At 68.0% G+C, this 17,925-nt stretch carries 14 protein-coding genes; 9 read left to right on the top strand and 5 right to left on the bottom strand.

Annotation, left to right across the window (positions count from 1 at the left end; genetic code table 11):
* Nucleotides 1-374 precede the first annotated feature (374 nt).
* The 4 genes from AC1Q87_RS07140 (at nucleotide 375) to AC1Q87_RS07125 (ending at nucleotide 5,723) form a co-directional block, all read left to right on the top strand.
* Nucleotides 375-1,172, top strand: a complete 798-nt coding sequence (locus AC1Q87_RS07140) for a class I SAM-dependent methyltransferase (protein ID WP_492608290.1) — start codon at nucleotides 375-377, stop codon at nucleotides 1,170-1,172.
* A 109-nt stretch (nucleotides 1,173-1,281) separates the two neighbouring features.
* The gene (locus tag AC1Q87_RS07135) at nucleotides 1,282-3,069 is read left to right on the top strand and encodes an ABC transporter ATP-binding protein (RefSeq protein WP_492608289.1); all 1,788 of its coding nucleotides are present in this window, start codon (nucleotides 1,282-1,284) and stop codon (nucleotides 3,067-3,069) included.
* Nucleotides 3,066-4,853 (top strand): ABC transporter ATP-binding protein, encoded by a 1,788-nt coding sequence (locus AC1Q87_RS07130; protein ID WP_492608288.1) that lies wholly within the window; start codon nucleotides 3,066-3,068, stop codon nucleotides 4,851-4,853. Before AC1Q87_RS07135 ends, AC1Q87_RS07130 begins: the two co-directional genes overlap by 4 nt.
* A gap of 69 nt (nucleotides 4,854-4,922) precedes the next feature.
* Nucleotides 4,923-5,723, top strand: coding sequence for a class I SAM-dependent methyltransferase (locus tag AC1Q87_RS07125; protein ID WP_492608287.1), 801 nt, complete (start codon nucleotides 4,923-4,925; stop codon nucleotides 5,721-5,723).
* Nucleotides 5,724-5,837: 114 nt separating this feature from the next.
* On the opposite strand, the gene AC1Q87_RS07120 is transcribed toward AC1Q87_RS07125, so the two are convergent.
* Both AC1Q87_RS07120 and ppk2 read right to left on the bottom strand, forming a co-directional pair.
* Nucleotides 5,838-7,040: a winged helix-turn-helix domain-containing protein gene (locus tag AC1Q87_RS07120; RefSeq protein ID WP_492608286.1), complete on the bottom strand. Its 1,203-nt coding sequence runs from the start codon at nucleotides 7,038-7,040 to the stop codon at nucleotides 5,838-5,840.
* 6 nt (nucleotides 7,041-7,046) lie between these two features.
* Nucleotides 7,047-7,820 carry a polyphosphate kinase 2 gene (gene ppk2 / locus AC1Q87_RS07115; protein WP_492608285.1) on the bottom strand — a complete coding sequence of 258 codons (774 nt, stop codon included), beginning with the start codon at nucleotides 7,818-7,820 and terminating at the stop codon, nucleotides 7,047-7,049.
* Between the two features lie 48 nt (nucleotides 7,821-7,868).
* Between ppk2 and AC1Q87_RS07110 the strand changes: the two genes are divergently transcribed.
* The 3 genes from AC1Q87_RS07110 to AC1Q87_RS07100 all read left to right on the top strand — a co-directional run bounded on the left by AC1Q87_RS07110 (nucleotide 7,869) and on the right by AC1Q87_RS07100 (nucleotide 10,419).
* Nucleotides 7,869-8,603 carry a 16S rRNA (uracil(1498)-N(3))-methyltransferase gene (locus AC1Q87_RS07110; protein ID WP_492608284.1) on the top strand — a complete coding sequence of 245 codons (735 nt, stop codon included), beginning with the start codon at nucleotides 7,869-7,871 and terminating at the stop codon, nucleotides 8,601-8,603.
* Nucleotides 8,604-8,671: 68 nt separating this feature from the next.
* Nucleotides 8,672-10,030 carry a glutamate--cysteine ligase gene (locus AC1Q87_RS07105; RefSeq protein WP_492608283.1) on the top strand — a complete coding sequence of 453 codons (1,359 nt, stop codon included), beginning with the start codon at nucleotides 8,672-8,674 and terminating at the stop codon, nucleotides 10,028-10,030.
* A gap of 2 nt (nucleotides 10,031-10,032) precedes the next feature.
* Complete coding sequence (locus AC1Q87_RS07100; protein WP_492608282.1) at nucleotides 10,033-10,419, top strand: GFA family protein; 387 nt, start codon at nucleotides 10,033-10,035, stop codon at nucleotides 10,417-10,419.
* Nucleotides 10,420-10,425: 6 nt separating this feature from the next.
* Here the strand turns inward: AC1Q87_RS07100 and AC1Q87_RS07095 are convergent, their stop codons facing one another.
* Entirely contained in the window at nucleotides 10,426-10,914 is a 489-nt protein-coding gene (locus AC1Q87_RS07095) for a DUF427 domain-containing protein (RefSeq protein ID WP_492608281.1), read from the bottom strand.
* 189 nt (nucleotides 10,915-11,103) lie between these two features.
* Between AC1Q87_RS07095 and AC1Q87_RS07090 the strand changes: the two genes are divergently transcribed.
* The gene (locus tag AC1Q87_RS07090) at nucleotides 11,104-12,945 is read left to right on the top strand and encodes a peptide MFS transporter (RefSeq protein WP_492608280.1); all 1,842 of its coding nucleotides are present in this window, start codon (nucleotides 11,104-11,106) and stop codon (nucleotides 12,943-12,945) included.
* Between the two features lie 80 nt (nucleotides 12,946-13,025).
* Here AC1Q87_RS07090 and AC1Q87_RS07085 read toward each other — a convergent pair whose 3' ends face one another.
* Both AC1Q87_RS07085 and tldD read right to left on the bottom strand, forming a co-directional pair.
* Nucleotides 13,026-15,065: a TonB-dependent receptor plug domain-containing protein gene (locus AC1Q87_RS07085; protein WP_492608279.1), complete on the bottom strand. Its 2,040-nt coding sequence runs from the start codon at nucleotides 15,063-15,065 to the stop codon at nucleotides 13,026-13,028.
* 135 nt (nucleotides 15,066-15,200) lie between these two features.
* A complete protein-coding gene (gene tldD, locus AC1Q87_RS07080) occupies nucleotides 15,201-16,631 on the bottom strand; it encodes a metalloprotease TldD (protein ID WP_492608278.1) in 1,431 nt (476 codons plus the stop codon).
* 356 nt (nucleotides 16,632-16,987) lie between these two features.
* Between tldD and coxB the strand changes: the two genes are divergently transcribed.
* A partial coding sequence (coxB, locus tag AC1Q87_RS07075; protein WP_492608277.1) for a cytochrome c oxidase subunit II occupies nucleotides 16,988-17,925 on the top strand: 938 nt, incomplete at its 3' end.

The following is a 17,925-nucleotide window of genomic DNA, read 5'->3' as shown; positions in this document are numbered from 1 at the left end:
CTCCGCCTGTGGCGTCGCGGCCACTCCTCGACTGCAACTAGGCGGTGCAGGTGAAATAACGCCGGTCATTGCGATTGACAGGGCAAATCCATGCGCGCAGTTTGCATCCCGTCGTCGTCCGGCCCCGCAACCATCTGACAGGGAGGTGATCATCGTGAAAGCAGTAAATCATCGCCTGCAGATGCCGCTTGTCGCCGTGATCGCCTATGCAGGACGGTTCCGCGACTAGGTCGCGCCCGGCCCCGCCAGCGGGCTGATCTGCTCCTCCATCGCCAGCATGCCAGCGCGATCCGTCGCGCCGCCCTGGCGTTCCCAGATTCCACGGATTCCGCCTTCGCAACGCGCGCAATCCGTCCGTCTCGAAAGACGACGACATGTCCATCGCCGAACCCATTTCGGTCCCGACGAACGCCCCGCAACCCAATCGCTACGGGGCGATGTGCACCGAGGTCTACGATCTCGACAAACCGCCCGGCTCGCTGCCCGACGTGCCGTTCTATCTGGAGCGGCTGGCCGGAGCCGACGGCCCGATCCTGGAGGCCGGGGTTGGAACCGGCCGCCTGCTGATCCCGCTGCTCGAGGCTGGGCTGGAGGTGGAGGGCTTCGACCGTTCCGCCGACATGCTGGCCTCCTGCGCCCGCCACTGCGCCGCGCGCGGCCTTGCGCCCGCGCTCCGCCAGGCGCGGTTCCAGGACTTCGGCTACGACCACGACTTCGCCGCGATCCTTGTGCCGGCCGGGACCTTCACCCTGCTGGACGATTTCGCCGAGGCGCTGGCGGTGCTCAAGCGGTTCTTCGATCACCTCCGCCCGGGCGGGCGGCTGATGATCGACCTGATGCCGCTCGGCTACCTGACCAACGAACGGCCGGACATCCGCACCTGGACCACGCCCTCGGGCGACGTCCTGCGGATCGAGGGCCGGGCCGTGGAGATCGATCTCGTCCGTCAGCGCCGGGTCACTCACGACCGCTACGAGCGCTGGCGCGACGGCCGGCTGGTGGAGACCGAGCTGGAGGTGATGGCCTTCCGGCTCTGGGGCCTGAAGGAGTTAGAACTGGCGCTCGCCGCGGCGGGCTTCACGGACATCTCCGTCGGCGCCGATCACCAGCCCGGGCGGCCGCCCGGCCGGTCGAGCCGAATACTCAATTTCGAGGCCCGGCGACCCGCCTAGGGGCGCGGCAGCGGCGCTGGGGCCCGTGCTCCCCCACGGGCCCCGGCGCCCACCCTCGATGTCTCAATTTACCCCCGGCGGCATGCCGGGCCGATTTGTGAAATCCGTCATGACCGACATTCTCGACGACGACCTCGACCGTCCCCGAACCCTGACCAATCGCCAGGTGCTCGGCTTCATGGCCGGGCACTGGATGCGCGAGCCGAAGAAGTTCGCGCTGATCATCGGCTTCGGCCTGGTGGCGACGGTCTGCGACCTCTCGATCCCCTGGGCCACCCGCGGCCTGATCAACGCCGTCTCCAGTCCGGAGAAGGTGACCGACGCGGCCTGGATCGCCTGGGCTTCGCTGTCTGGCCTCTACCTCGTGTTCTACATGTCGCGGACCAGCATGTTCCGGGTGATGAACGGCTTCTATGCCCGGATCATGTCGCGGATGGTCAAGGAAGGCTTCGCCCGCGTGCAGGCCTTCTCGTCCGACTGGCACGCCTCGAATTTCGCCGGCGCCACGGTGCGGCGGGTCAGCCGCGCGATGTGGGGCTATGACAGCGCCGCCGACGCCCTGATCGCCATGCTGTTGCCGACCGTCCTGGTGCTGGGCGGTCTGGCCATCTCGCTGGGCTTGCGCTGGCCGCTGGCGGGCCTGTTCGTCGCCGTCGTGATCGCGGTGTTCGCGACCTACAACATCCTGATGTCGGTGCACTTCGTGCGGCCGGCCAACCTGTGTTCAACCGCCCTCGACTCCGAGATCGGGGCGGCGTTGGCCGACGCCATCGGGGCGAACCCGACGGTCAAGAGCTTCGGGGCCGAGGACCGCGAGGCCGAGCGCTTCGCGCAGACGGCGGACGCCTGGCGCTGGGCGGTCAACAAGACCTGGGACCGCTTCAACGTCGTGGGTCTGGGCCAGAACCTGCTGCTCATCATCCTGCAGGCGGGCCTGACCGGGTTCCTGGTCCATGCCTGGGCTCAGGGGCAGGCGACGCCGGGCGACGTGGCCTTCGCGATCACCTCGTTCATCGTCATGGCCGGCTACATGCGCAACTTCAGCGAGATCACCCAGATGCTCCAGAAGGGCCTGGACGACATGCTGGACGTGGCCACCTATATGCGCACCGAACCGCAGCTGAACGACCATGCCGAGGCGCGGCCGTTCCGCGGCGACCTCGGCGAGGTGATCTTCGACCGCGTGACCTTCGGCTACGCCAACCAGCCGCGGCCGCTCTACGAGGGGTTCACCCTGATCGTGGCGCCGGGCGAGCGCATCGCCCTGGTCGGTCCGACGGGGGCGGGCAAGTCCACCTTCGTGAAGCTGATCCAGCGCCTGTACGACGTACAGGGCGGCCGGATCCTGATCGACGGCCAGGACATCTCGAAGGTCGGCCAGAACAGTCTGCGCCGCGCCATCGCGGTGGTGCCGCAGGACCCGGCCCTGTTCCATCGCAGCATCGCCGAGAACATCGCCTACGCCCGGCCCGAGGCGACTCCGGACGAGGTGATGCTGGCCGCCAAGCGCGCCCGCGCCCACGACTTCATCACCCGCCTGCCCAACGGCTACGACACGCCGGTCGGCGAGCGCGGCGTGAAGCTGTCGGGCGGCGAGCGCCAGCGCGTGGCCATCGCCCGCGCCTTCCTGGCCGACGCGCCGATCCTGGTCCTCGATGAGGCCACCTCGTCGCTGGACGTGGAGACCGAGCGTCAGGTGCAGGCGGCGATGGAGGAGCTGATGGTCGGCCGTACGACCATCGTCATCGCCCACCGGCTGTCGACCATCCGCGGCGCCGACCGGATCCTGGTCTTCGACCGCGGCCGGATCGTCGAGGAAGGCCGCCACGCCGAACTGATCGACAAGGGCGGCGCCTATGCGCGGCTTCACGCCGTGACCGAAGGAATCGAGCAGTGACCGACCACTACGAAGACGCCGAGGACCAGAAGCAGCGGACCCTGCCCAACCATAGGGTCATCGGCTTCGTCATGCGCTACTGGCTGCGCCGGCCTGGACTGCTGAGCGGCATGACGTTCTTCACGCTGTTGGCCATCGCCGCCGACATGGCCATCCCGCTGGCCGCCGGCCGGCTGGTCGACGCCGTCGCCGAAGGCCCCCAGGCGGCGAACGTCGCCTGGGGCGCCTGGGCGGTGTTCGTCGGGCTCTATCTGGTGCTGTCGGTGGTGCGGAACATCGCCAACAAGTTCTGGAACCCGCTGGCGGCGCTGAACATGCGCGACCTGACCGACGAAGGCTTCGCACGCATCCAGTCGTTTTCCGCCGACTGGCACGCCGACGCCTTCGCCGGCGCCACCGTGCGCCGGCTGTCGCGGGCGATGTGGGGCTACGACATGGTCTCGGACGCCATCGTCATGTGGATCGGGCCGGCCCTGCTCGTGCTCATCGGCATATCGGGCATGATGATCGTCCGCTGGCCGATGGTCGGCCTGTTCTCGCTGGCCGTCGTCAGCCTGTACATCGCCTCCAACGTCATCCTCACGGCCAAGTACGGCCGGCCGCTGAACCAGCGGTCGGTGGCGCTGGACTCGCGGATCGGCGGGGCGCTGGCCGACTCCGTCACCGGCAACGCCACGGTTCGCAGCTTCGGCGCCGAGGCCCGCGAGAGCGCCCGCATCGGCGAAATCACCGAGACCTGGCGCGGGGCGGTTGTGCGCACCTGGAACCGGTTCACCGACCTCTGGCTCATTCAGAACATGCTGCTGGCAGTGTTGCAGGGCGGGCTCACCGGCCTGCTGCTGTTGCTCTGGGCGCAGGGCAAGGCCACCCCCGGCGACGTCGCCTTCGGCATCACGGCCTTCCTGGTGATGAGCGGCTATCTTCGCAACATCGGCGAGAACGTCCGCATGCTGCAGAAGGGGCTGGACGACGTCGAGGACGTGGCTCGCTTCGCCGAGATCGAGCCTCAGGTCGCCGACCGTCCGGGCGCCGCGCCGCTGGCCGGTCAGTTGGGCGAAGTGGTCTTCGAGAACGCCACCTTCCGCTACAAGTCGGTGACCGAGCCGCTGTTCCGGAACTTCTCCCTGACCATCCGTCCCGGCGAGCGCGTCGCCCTGGTCGGCCCGACTGGCTCGGGCAAGTCCAGTTTCGTCAAGCTGGTCCAGCGGCTCTACGACCTGGACGAGGGCCGGATCCTGATCGACGGCCAGGACATCGCCGGCGTCCAGCAGGGCTCGCTTCGCCGAGCCATCGCCGTGGTGCCGCAGGACCCGGCGCTGTTCCACCGGAGCATCGCCGACAACATCGCCTATGCCCGTCCCGACGCGACGACCGAGGAGGTCGCGCTCGCGGCGCGCCGGGCGCGGGCGCACGAGTTCATCACCAGGCTGCCTCAGGGCTACAAGACCCTGGTCGGCGAGCGCGGGGTGAAACTGTCGGGCGGTGAGCGGCAGCGGGTGGCGATTGCGCGCGCGTTCCTGGCCGATGCGCCGATCCTTGTCTTCGACGAGGCCACCTCGTCGCTGGACGTGGAAACCGAGCGCGACGTCCAGGCGGCGATGGAGGAGCTGATGGCGGGGCGCACGACCATTGTCATCGCCCACCGCCTGTCCACCGTGCGTAACGCCGACCGGATTCTGGTCTTCGACCAGGGCCACATCGTCGAAGAGGGCCGCCACGCGGACCTCGTGAAGATGGGCGGCGCCTACGCCCGTCTGCACGCGGTCGCCGAGGGGACGGTCTGACGGCTGACAGACGCATCGTCGCGGGTGTTAGATGCCCCCCAGGGACTCATCGACCCTGGGGGGAGTCGCATGACCTATATCGAGCAGGTGGTGCAGTGGCTGCGGGACCGGCTGGCGCGCGAGCCGTCGCTGGCCGACCCGCGCGAGCTGAACATGGCCTTGCGGGTGCTGGCGGTCTGGCGCTCGCGCGGCATCGCCAACGCCTACATCCGGCAGTACGGCGCCAAGATCATGCAGGGCCCGTTCGCGGGCATGGATTATGTGACCTCCGCCACCGAGGGGGCGCTGGCGCCGCGGCTGATCGGCACCTACGAGTCCGAGTTGCATCCCTATCTGCAGCGCTTCGCCGAAAAGGCGCTCGATTGCGTCATCGATGTCGGTTGCGCTGAGGGCTACTACGCCGTCGGGCTGGCGCGGATGATGCCGGGCGTCACCGTCCACGCCTTCGACATCCAGGAGACCGCCCGAACCGCCTGCGCCGACCTCGCCGCCAAGAACGGCGTGTCCGAGCGGGTGATCATCGGCGAGCGCTTCGCACCCGACGGCTTCGAGGCCTTCAAGGATCGCCGCTGCCTCGTACTGGTCGACATCGAGGGAGCGGAAGACGACCTGCTGCGGCCTGACCTCTCGCCCGCCCTGGCAGGCATGGATCTGATCGTCGAGACCCACGACGTCTACCGGCCCGGCGTCCTGGCGCGACTGATCGAGCGCTTCACGCCGACCCACGACATCGTCCGCCTGGACCCGCAGCCCAAGACCCTGCCGCTGCCCGACTTCCTCAAGGGCGCGGGCCACCTCGACCAGCTGCTGGCGGTCTGGGAGTTCCGGCATCAGGCCACGCCGTGGCTGGTGATGACGCCGAAGGGGTAGGGGACCTTAGATGCTCCCCCTCTGGGGAGCTGCCGGCCGAAAGGCTGACTGAGGCGGCAGGCGCCCCCGTCTCGATGCTGCGCCTCGATCCACCTCCCCCAGAAGGGGAGGAACTCAGGACAGCGCGCTCGCCAGCGCTCCGGCCAAATCCCCTTTCGGCGCGACCTCGACCCGGTCGAGGCCCAGCCAGCCTGCCATCACCTTCAGCTCGCCGGCCAGCAGGGTCGGCGTCGCCGCGTCGGCGCCCGGCTCGGCGTGGGCCGCCTGGACCATCAGCAGGCCCTTCTTGCGCTCGGCCTTCAGGTCGACCCTCGCGGTGATCGCCTCGCCCTGGAGGAATGGCAGCACGTAGTAACCGTGCACGCGCTTGTGGGCCGGGGTGTAGATCTCCAGCCGCACCTTGGTCCCGAACAGCCGCTCGGTCCGCTCGCGGAACCAGATCAGGTTGTCGAACGGCGAGAGCAGGGCGTTGGCGGTGATCTTCCGCGGGCGTCGCGCCTCGGCGTGCAGATAGGCCCCGTTGTCCCAGCCTTTCACCTTCACCGGGATCAGGTCGCCGGCCTCGACCAGCTCGGCGATCCGCGCCTTGGTCTCGGCCACGCCCATCCGGAAGTAGTCGCGCAGGTCGCGCTCGGTGGCCACGCCCTGGGCGCGCGCGGCGATCCGCAACAGCTCGCGCTGGGCCTCCTCGCGCGGCGGCGGTTCCTCGAGGGCCGCCTTGGGCAGCACCTTGTCGGGCAGGCCGTAGACCCGCTCGAAGGTCCCGCGCCGCGTGGCGGTGGTCAGGTCGCCGACCCAGAACAGGCACTCCAGCGCCCGCTTGCCCTCGCTCCAGCCCCACCAGCTGCCGGCGCCCTTGGCGCCGAGGCTGAGCTCGGACGCCGGCATCGGCCCGCGGGTTTCGATCTCGGCCAGGCACTTGTCGATGAAGTCGCCGTGGCTGCTCAGGAAGCGGGCGACGCCCTTCCAGACGCCGACCCCGGCGCGGGCGTCGTCCATCCGCCAGCGCAACAGCCGATGCGTCGCGGCCGGCAGCAGCGAGGCCTCATGCGCCCAGTACTCGACCAGGGCGGGGCGCCGGCCCCAGGCGATCTCCTCCAGCAGGGGCCGCGGGTAGGCGCCCAGGCGCGAGAACATCGGGAGGTAGTGGGTGCGCGACACCACATTGACCGAGTCGATCTGCACGACGCCCAGCCGCTCGATGGTCTTCAGCAGATGCCTCTTGCCGGGCGCGGTCGGCCGCCGGTCGGCGAACCCCTGCGCGGCCAGCGCGATGCGCCTCGCCTCGCGGGCCGAGATATCCTCCACCCCAGTCACCTGCGGCTACTTGTTCAGCCGGCCCTCGGCGATCGCGCCGATCTCGAACGGGAACAGCACGTGCTCGTCGGGCGCCTCGACGCTCTCGGCGATGTCGTCCGGCGCGATGGTCTTGATCAGGTGGCGCATGACGTTGATGCGCGCGACTTTCTTCTTGTCCGTGACCACGCAGGTCCAGGGCGCGGCCGCCTGGTGGGTGCGGGTCAGCATCGTGTCGCGGGCGGCGCTGTAGTCGGTCCACTTCTCCTGGGCGACGTCGTCGAGAGGGCTGGTCTTCAGCGCCTTCAACGGGTCTTCGCGCCGCTCCTTCAGCCGCTCGCCCTGTTCCTTTCGGCTGATGTCGAGCCAGATCTTCACCAGCTTGAGGCCGCTCTCGACCAACATCTCTTCGAAATGCGGCACGTCGCGGAGGAAGATCTCCTGGTCCTTGTGGCTGGCGAAGCCCATGACCCGCTCGACCCCGGCGCGGTTGTACCAGGAGCGGTTGAAGATCACGACCTGGCCGGCGGACGGCAGGTGCGGGACATAGCGCTGGAAGTACCACTGGCTGGATTCCAGCTCGGTGGGCTTGGGCAGCGCCACGACCCGGGTGGCGCGGATCGACATGTGCTCGGTGATCCGGCTGATCGTGCCGTCCTTGCCGGCCGCATCACGGCCCTCGAAGATCACCAGCACCTTGTCGCCCGCCTTCATCGCGTGCTGCTGGTAGCGCACCAGGGCCAGCTGCAGCTTCGCGAGCTCGGCCTCGTACGCGTCATCGCCGTTGTCTGACTTCGCCATGGATCGAAGCCTAGTCCTGAACGGCCGCCCAGGGCTAGAACCTCGTGCATGATCCGTCTTCACGTCGCCGCCGATCTTTCCCAGGACGTCGCCCTCGGGCTCGATCACGGGCAGAGCCACTATCTGACCTCGGTCATGCGCCGGGCTGTCGGCGACGAGGTGCTGGTCTTCAACGGCCGGGACGGCGAGTGGCGCGCCGTGATCGAGGTGGCCGGCAAGCGCGGCGTGATCCTGCGTCCGACGGCGCAGGAACGGCCCCAGGCCTTCGGTCCGGACCTCGACCTCGTGATCGCCCTGGTCAAGCGTTCGCGCGTCGAGACCATCGTTGAGAAGGCCGCCGAGCTGGGGGCCCGCCGGGTGCGGCTGGTGATCACCGAGCGCACCAACGCCGAGCGCACCCGCGTCGACCGGCTGAGCGCCATCGCCGCCGAGGCCGCCGAGCAGACCGGCCGCCTCGACGTGCCGGAAGTCTTCGAACCGGTGAAGCTCTCCAAGCTCATCGAGGGCTGGGACGTCCCGCGCCGGCTGCTGTTCTGCGACGAGGCCGGCGACGCCAATCCGGTGCTGGCGGCCCTCGACGGCGCGTCGCCCGCGCCTTGGGCGATCCTGATCGGGCCCGAGGGCGGCTTCTCGCCGGCCGAGCGCGAAGCCCTGCGGAACCTTCCCTACGCCACGCCCGCTACCCTAGGGCCACGGATCCTGCGGGCCGACACCGCCGCCATCAGCGCGCTTACTCTTTGGCAAGCTGCTCAGGGCGATTGGCGTAGCCTTGAGGTTTCCTGAATTGCGCCCACCTGTCTGAGCGGCGTAAAGATCGCGCCGCTTTGGGCTGGATTGGGCTGGAGAACGAGATGGCCGACGTCGTGACCGACGAGCGTCCCCTCACGCTGGAGGACCTGGTCCGCTGGTTCGAGGCAGGAGAAAAGCCCGCCAGCGCTTGGCGTGTGGGCGCCGAACACGAGAAGTTCGTGTTCCGCCTGGGCACCGCCGAACCGATTCCCTACGAGGGTCCTGCCGGCATTCAGGCGCTGCTCAACGGCCTGACCCGATTCGGCTGGAAGGGCGTCTACGAGGGCGAAAACATCATCGCCCTGGAACGCGGCATGGCCAATGTCAGCCTCGAGCCCGGCGGCCAGTTCGAACTTTCCGGCGCGCCGCTGGAGACCATGCACGAGATCTGCGAGGAGACCGGCCAGCACCTCACGGAGGTGAAGACAGTCGCCGATGAACTCGGTCTCGGCTTCCTCGGCCTCGGCTTCACCCCGCTCTGGCGTCGGGATGAGATCCCGGTCATGCCCAAGGGCCGCTACAAGATCATGCGCGAGTACATGCCCAAGGTCGGCAAGCTCGGCCTCGACATGATGTTCCGCACCTGTACGGTCCAGGCCAATCTCGACTTCGGCTCGGAAGCCGACATGGTGGCCAAGTTCCGCACTAGCTTGGCGCTGCAGCCGATCGCCACCGCGCTGTTCGCCAATTCGCCGTTCATCGAGGGCAAGCCGTCGGGCTTCCTGTCGGCTCGGGCCAACGTCTGGACCGACACCGATCCGGACCGCACCGGCATGCTGGATTTCGTGTTCGCCGACGGCTTCGGCTACGAGACCTACGCCAACTATGCGCTCGACGTGCCCATGTACTTCGCCAAGCGCGACGGCAAGTACGTCGATCTGGCCGGCAAGTCGTTCCGCAAGTTCATGGCCGGCGAACTGGCCGAACTGCCCGGCGACCGCCCCAGCCTCAAGGACTGGGCCGACCACACCACCACCGCCTTCCCGGAAGTGCGCCTCAAGCAGTACCTTGAGATGCGCGGCGCAGACTCCGGCCCCTGGAGCCGCCTGTGCGCTCTGCCGGCGCTGTGGGCGGGGATCTTCTACGACCAGGCTGCGCTCGCCGCCGCCTGGGACCTCTGCAAGGATTGGCAGGTCGAGGACCATGAGCGCCTGCGCGCCGACGTCGCGCGTCTCGGCCTCAAGGCGCAGGTCAACGGCCGCAGCGTCCAGGACGTGGCCAAGGACATGGTCGCCATCGCCAAGCAGGGCCTGAAGAACCGCAATCGGCTCAGCGCCGGCATGGTCGACGAGAGCGGCTATCTGGCCGAGCTGGAAGAGATCGCCGACAGCGGGATCACCCCGGCCGAGCGCCTGCTCGAGCTCTACAACGGCCCGTGGAAGGGCGACGTGCGCCGGGTGTTCGAAGACTTCGCCTACTGACCATGCTGGCCGGCTCGTGCCACTGCGGGGCCGTGCGCTTCCAGGTCGAGGCGGAGATCACCGAACTCACCACCTGCGACTGCTCGCTGTGTGTGAAGAAGAACGCCGTCATGGCCAAGGTGCATGAGAGCGCCCTGACCATCACGGCGGGCGAGGACGTGCTCTCGCTCTATCGCTGGAACACGCGCCGGGCGCGGCACTACTTCTGCAGCCGCTGCGGGATCTACACCTTCCACCGCAAGCGATCAGCGCCCGATCACTTTGGCATCAACGTCTTCTGTCTGGACGGCTTCGATCCGGGCTCAGTTCCGGTGCGCGCCACCGAGGGCGTCGGCATGACGCTGGAGGATCCGGACGCGCGGCCGGAATGGCCCGGACCGCGCGCCTGACTAGGGCTAGCCCTGGGGCGAGGGCGAGGTGACGTTCGGCGGCCAATGGTCGCGCTGGCTTGCGCCCGAGCCGCTGTCGGTATGCTGGACGATCTGATCCACCGCCGCATGCGGGTGCTTGCGGTCGACCAGCACGTCCTCGACCGCATAGACCTCGACCTTGTCCGGATAGAAGGCCAGCCGGCCGCGGATGGCGTCCATCGCCGGATACGGCTCCTCGTAGGTCCAGACCGCGTTCTCGGCGAACCGCCCGTCCATCAGGATCGTGTAGTAGGCGGCGTCGCCCTTGTACGGACAATGGGTTTGGCGGTCGGAGCGCGAGAAGTACTCCATCGAGACGTCGGACCGCGGGAAGTATGCGACCGGCGCATAGCTGGCCTCAGTCAGGATCAGGACGTCGCCGCTGTCGGCGATCACGTGCTCCCCGTACATGACGCGCCAGCGGGTCTTGGCCGGGGTGATCTCGATGGGATGGTCGGGACCGGGGGTCAGCATGGGACGCTCCTCCTTCGTGCAGATGCAACGCTCAAGGTGGGGTGCAGGCTCCCTCATTGCCAAGCTTCAGGCGCCCGATTGCTTGTGCTCGACCCGGCTGCGTGATCTTCTCCCGCCAAATTAGCCGGCGGGGGCGAAAACGACCCCCTTCAACGAGCCGGCAGACCAAGGAATCGGAACACCGCCCTCATGAACATCGTAATCCTTTTGGGGATCGTCATTACGTTGGCGACCGGGATCCCCGTCCTCATGCAGTTGCTGAAACAGCATCCGCGAGGACTGATCATCCTGTTCTTCGCCGAGATGTGGGAGCGGTTCTCCTACTACGGGATGCGCGGCATCCTGATCTTCTTCCTGACGCAGCATCTGCTGTTCGACGACGCCACCGCCGGGGCGCAATACGGCTCATACACCAGCCTCGTTTACCTGCTGCCGCTGATCGGCGGCCTGCTGGCCGACCGCTATCTCGGCACCCGCAAGGCGGTGGCCTTCGGCGCCCTGCTGCTCGTCGCCGGTCACCTGACCATGGCGGTCGAGGGCAAGCCTGCGACCCAGCAGCTCGTCTATGGTGGTCAGAAGTACGAGGTCGTCGCCGAGGGGCGGATGGAATCGCGGACCGTCAAACTGATGGTCGGCGACAAGGCCTATGACTTCGGTCCCGCTGAGGGCGGCGGCCTGGAGATCAAGGGTCTGCAGGCCGGCGGCCCGCTGCCCACCGTCCTCCCCAAGGACAGCTACACCATGGAGAAGCAGGTCGATCCGCTCGGCAAGAACGCGTTCTACCTGGCGGTTTCGCTGATCATCATGGGCGTCGGCTTCCTGAAGCCGAACATCTCGACCATCGTCGGCCAGCTCTATCCGCAGGGCGACCCGCGCCGGGATTCCGGCTTCACCCTCTACTACTACGGCATCAATCTTGGGGCCTTCTGGGCCTCGGTGCTCTGCGGTTTGCTCGGCCAGACGGTCGGCTGGTGGGCGGGCTTCGGCCTCGCCGGCGTCGGCATGGCGCTGGGCTGGGTCGTCTTCGTGCTCGGCAAGCCGCTGCTGCAAGGCAAGGGCGAGCCGCCGAACCTCGAGCTGCTGAAGGCCCCGATCGCGGGCCCGATCAACCGCGAATGGCTGATCTACATCCTCGCCATCCTCGGCGTCGCCCCGATCTGGCTGCTGGTGCAGAGCAACCAGCTGGTCGGCTGGGCGCTTGGCATTTCGACCGTCCTGGCGCTGGCGTTCATCGCCTACTTCCTGGTCGTGAAGTGCGGCAAGATCGAGCGCGAGCGGATGATGCTGGCGCTGGTGCTGATCTTCGGCTCGGTGGTGTTCTTCACCCTGTTCGAACAGGCCGGCACTTCGCTGAACCTGTTCGCCGCCCGCAACGTCGACCTGATGGGCATCTCAGCGGCCCAGACCCAGTCGTTCAACGCCGGCTTCATCCTCATCTTCGCGCCGATCTTCGCGGCGCTGTGGGCCTGGCTCGGCGCGCGCGGCCGCGATCCGAACCCGACGCTGAAGTTTGGCTTCGGCCTGCTGCAGGTCGGCCTCGGCTTCCTGGTCGTGGTCTGGGCCCAGGGCCTGGCCGACGACAACTACCGCCTGCCGCTGATCATGCTGGCGCTGCTCTACATGCTGCACACCACGGGCGAGCTCTTCCTCTCGCCGGTGGGCCTGTCCGAGATCACCAAGCTTTCGGTGGCCTCGGTGGTCTCGTTCATGATGGCGGTGTGGTTCCTGGCCTCGTCCATCGCCCAGTTCGTCGGCGGCGCCATCGCCGGCGCGATGGGGACCGAGACGGTCGGCGGCCAGGTGCTGGATCCGGCTGCGGCGCTGGCCACGTCCATGGACGGCTTCAACAAGCTCGGCTGGGCCGGTGTCGGCGTCGGCGTGGTGTTCGTGGTGCTGAGCTTCTTCATCAAGCACTGGGCCCACGGAGCCAACGATCCGGCCCACGCCCAGCCTGAGCCGATCGCTCCGGTGCTGGACGGCGAGCGCCAGGCCGTCAGCCCTGCGGCGATCCGGGCCGACCGCGAGAACTAGGACCTCCGGCGCGAAGCGCTGACAGGAAGGGCCGGAGGCGTCGCCGCCTCCGGCCCTTTTCTTTTGCCGTCGCGGACCGCCTAGGCGCCGAACGTCTTGCGCACCCGCATCCAGTAGATCGAGCCGATTTGGATGTCGCGGTCGTCCACGAACAGCACGTCGGCCGTGTTGCGGGGCCCGTCATAGACGGTGCGCGTGTGACGGAAGCCGCGCGAGGTCGCGTTCTGGACTTCGGCGCGTATCACGATATCCGAGCGCGGCTTCCACTCGGCGAAAAGCACCATGAACGGCTTCAGCTTGTCGGTCGAAATCTCGTCGAAGCGGTAGTAGCTCTCGCGCCAGCCGCCGTAGAGGTCGACGCCCCAGTTGGTGCGATAGGCCGGCAGGTCGTGGGTGAAATGGATCTCCCAATCGACCGGGTGCAGGCCCGAGATCTCCCGCGCTTCACCGGTGGTCGGGTCGTTGACCTCCGACCTCCGCCACGTCGACTCGCCGCGGATCGTCGCGCCCTTGAAGCCGAACGGCGCCAACGGCAGGCTGAGCGTCAGGGCCAGTTCGTCCTTCGTCCCGTCGCCGATGTTGCTGGGCGCGTCGAAGACGCCGGCCGGGGTGAAGACCGGCGCGCGGTCGACCACGTCGGAGATCGCGTAATGCCGGGCAGTCAGGACGAGCACGGCGCCGCCCTTGAAGCGCTGCTCGACGGCGCCCTCGGTGACCCAGGCCTGTTCGGGCACGAGGTCCGGGTTGCCGGCGGTGACGACCCCGGTGTTCAGCGAGGAGTCGGCGACGAAGTCATCGAAGTCGAGCTGGTCGACCATCCGCTCGAACCGGAAGCGCAGCTGGGTCGACTTATTCGGCGCCCACGTCGCCGCCAGCCGCGGCTTGGGATAGTAGAGCGTCTTTTCCAGGCTCACGTCGCCGCTGGATTCAATGGCGGAGGCTTCGTAGCGAAGGCCGCCTTCAAGCGTCCAGATCGCGCTGGGACGCCAGACCGCCTTCACGAACGCCTCGCCGCGATCCTCCTGCACCCGCACGTTCGCCGCGGGCAGGGGAATCGCCACGCCGTTCTCCGCGAACGCGGTCTCGCTCTCCAGAACGTTGATCGCCACCTCGGCGCCGCCTTCGAGCGAGAGTTTGTCGCTGGGGCGGTGCTTCAGCACGGCGCGGCCGATCGTCTCGCTGGTCGTGCGGTCCAGGGTGAAGTTGGCGTTTCGGGCGCCGGCCGAGAAGTCCGAGACGATGTCGACCTGGGCGTCTTGGCGCAGACCGATGACCTCCAGGGTGGTCTTGCTTCCAAAGTCGCGCAGGAAGCTGGCGCCCAGTTCGGATTCCAATTCGTCGTAATGCTCGACGGTCTTTTCGATCCGGTCGGTCGGGAAGACGATGTGGTTCACCTCGTCGAACTTGAAATTGTCGTCGAAGACCCGGCCGTTGAGCTTGAAGGTTCCGCCGGCGAGCGGTGTCGAGTAGGCGGCCGTAGCCGTCGTCTGGATGGTGTCGCCCTCCTGGTCGATTTCTGACTGCTGGATCACCGCGCCGCCCGGCCCGGCGCGCAAGCCGGGTCCCTCTCCGGAACCGTCGTCGATGCCCTTGCCGATGTTGAGCGACGTTTCCCAGGTGCGCGCGGCGCTGCCGCCCGACAGCTCGACGCGCCCGCTGACGGTGTTGCGGCCGTCATAGACTGCGCGGCCCGACAGAGCGACCAGACCGCGAAAGCCGCCGCCATCCTTTCGAATGACGCTGGCCAGCACCGACTTGCCCTGCATGTCGACGCCCGGCGCGCCGCCGCGGATGAGGTCGATGCGGGCCACCTGAGAGGCCGGAATCCGGCGGAGAATTTCCTCGAGGTTGTCGGTCTTGGTGGCCGGTCGCCGGCCGTCGATCAGCACGTTTCCCGCGGCGCCTTCGAAACCGCGAACCGAGTCGCCCGTGTCGATGTTGAAGCCCGGCAGCCGCAGGAGCATGTCGAGCGCGGTGGTCGGCTGGGCGGCGGCGAAGAACTCCGGCGGATAGCGAATGACGCCTTGGCTCTGGGACGGAGACTGTTCGGCCGCGGCGGCCGACGGCGCGGCGGCGTCCTGCGCCGCATCGGGCGCGACGAGCGCAAGGGCTGAGGCCAAGGCCGAAACGAGCATGTAACAATTCCCCCAGAGATCACCTGCAGGTGACCTGTGGGGGCCGCGAGAGGCCAATTAAATCCCGGAAAGGTGGATTAAATCGGCGACATGTTCCGCGGTCGCCGAACGGTCCAGCGTCTAGATGCTGGTGCCTCCCACCGTCAGGCCGGTCAGTTTCAGCGACGGTTGGCCGACCCCGACCGGCACGCTCTGGCCGGACTTGCCGCAGACCCCGACGCCGGCGTCGAAGTCGAAGTCGTCGCCGATCATCGTCACCCGGGTCAGGGCCGAGGGGCCGTCGCCGATCAGGGTCGCGCCCTTGACCGGCGTGGTGATCTTGCCGTCCTCGATCAGGTAGGCCTCGGTGCACTGGAAGACGAACTTGCCGTTGGTGATGTCCACCTGGCCGCCGCCGAAGTTGGCGCAGTAGAGGCCGCGCTTGGTCGAGGCGATCATCTCCTCGCGCTTGTGCTGGCCGCCCAGCATGGCGGTGTTGGTCATCCGCGGCATCGGCATGTGGGCGTATGACTGGCGCCGTCCGTTGCCGGTCGCTTCCATGCCCATCAGCCGCGCGCTCATCCGGTCGTGCATGTAGCCGACCAGGATGCCGTCCTCGATCAGGATGGTCCGCTCGGTCGGGGTGCCCTCGTCGTCTACGGTCAGCGAGCCGCGGCGGCCGGGCAGGGTGCCGTCGTCGAAGACGGTGACGCCGGGGGCGGCGACGCGCTGACCGATCTTGCCGGAGAACGCCGACGTGCCCTTGCGGTTGAAGTCGCCCTCCAGCCCGTGGCCGACCGCCTCGTGCAGCAGCACGCCGTTCCAGCCCGGGCCGAGCACCACGTCCATCTCACCGGCCGGGCAGGGGACGGCGTCGAGATTGACCAGCGCCTGGCGGATGGCCTCGTCGGCCTGGGACTGCCACTTGTCGGGCGCGATCCAGGCGTCGAAGCCGGCGCGGCCGCCGGCGCCCGAATAGCCGCTCTCGCGCTTGCCGTCCTTTTCCATGGTGACCTGGACGTTCACCCGGCACAGCGGGCGCACGTCGCGGATCAGCCGGCCGTCGGCGCGCAGGATCTCCACGATCCGCCGCTCACCGGCGATGCTGGCCATCACCTGCACGACGCGCGGGTCGCGCGCCCGCACCCAGGCGTCGATCTCCTGCAGCAGGGCGACCTTGTCCCCAAAGGCGGGCGAGGCGGTGGGATCGTCCTCGCCATAGAGCTTGGTGTTGGTGGCGCGCGGGCCGTCGGCCGACACGCCGGAGTAGCCGCGCTTGGCCAGCGACGACGACGACGCCGCGCGCTTGATCGCGGCCTCGGAAACCTCGCTCGAGTGCGAGTAGCCGGCGGTCTCGCCGGCCACCACCCGCAGGCCGAAACCTTCGGACGAATCATACGACGCCGATTTCAGCCGTCCGTCGTCGAACAGGAACGCTTCGCTCTCGGAGCGTTCGACGAACAGCTCGCCGTCGTCGGCCCCGGCCAGGGCCTCGCCGAGGATCTCGCGGGCGCGTTCGGGGGCGACTCCGACGGAATCGAGAATCGAGGCGGCGGGAGCGAGGGCGTTCATCGGCGGTTCTGCTTTCGGAAGGCGAGCCCACAGAAATAGGGGCTCGCGCTGCGATCGTCACCCCAAACCGCCGCCAGCCCCCGGTTTGGCGGCGCCTTGATGGAAACTGGCCCGCTTAACCTTCCGCAGTTATGCGAAAACGGCCGTTTTCAGGCGTGCTCCCATGATCCGAAGCGTCTCCATGTCGAGACATTGCGCCATAGGGGGTCTTAGCGCCTTGGCAAGCTCCGGGAGAGCGCGTATGCACCCCGGCTTAAGGGCGGGGCCTCGCGGTTTGCGCGGCGCTACGTCTTGATTCAGTCGGCGGGGGCGATCGTCTTTCGCGAGGCGCGGCCGGCCAAGCAGACCGAGGGGACATGAAGTCTAGGGTTCAGGGCATGCGGACGTGGGCGGCGGCAGCCGCGGCGGGCGCAACGTCGGCGTTCTGGGGCGTCCAGGCGTTCGCAGAGGATTTGATGGGGCAACCGACCCCAGGCGGCATCGGGCTGCAGCCGGCGGCTTCGCCGCTGAAGCACGCTGCGCACGATTTCCACAATCTTATCCTGCTGCCGATCATCACGCTGATCTGCGTGTTCGTGCTGGGCCTGCTGATCTGGGTGGTCGTGCGCTACAACAAGCGCTCGAACCCGGTTCCGGCGAAGTGGAGCCACAACACGCTCATCGAGGTGATCTGGACGATCGTTCCCGTCCTTATCCTGATGGGCATCTCGATCTTCTCGTTCCGCCTGCTGTTCGCCTATCACGACATGCCCAAGCCGGATTACACGGTTAAGGCCACGGGCTATCAGTGGTACTGGGGCTACGAGCTTCCGGACCAGAAGGTCGGCGAGTTCGTCTCGAACATGCTGCCCGAGGACGAAGCCAAGAAGCGTGACGTTCCGTTCCGCCTGGCGTCGACCGAACCGCTGGTCGTTCCGGTCAACAAGACCGTCCGCGTGCTGGTCACCGGCGCCGACGTCATCCACGCCTTCGCTCTGCCGGCCTTCGGCCTGAAGATCGACGCGATCCCGGGCCGCATCAACGAAACCTGGTTCAAGGCTGAGCGCACCGGCACCTTCTATGGTCAGTGCTCGGAACTGTGCGGCGTCGATCACGCCTTCATGCCGATCGAAATCAAGGTCGTGACCCAGCCGGAATTCGAGGCCTGGGTGGCTTCCAAGGGCGGTTCGATGACCCCCGACGCGCCGGCCCCGGCCGCTGCCCCGGCGGCGCCCGCCGCTGAGGCCGCTCCGGCCGCCGAAGGCGCCGCGACCCCGGCCGCCGCCACGGTGCAGGTCGAGTTCAAGAACGTGTC

Source organism: Phenylobacterium sp. GW823-FHT02A09 (assembly GCF_058797775.1).
Note: the sequence above shows the minus strand (reverse complement) of the source record. Positions and strands in the feature narration are given on the sequence as shown.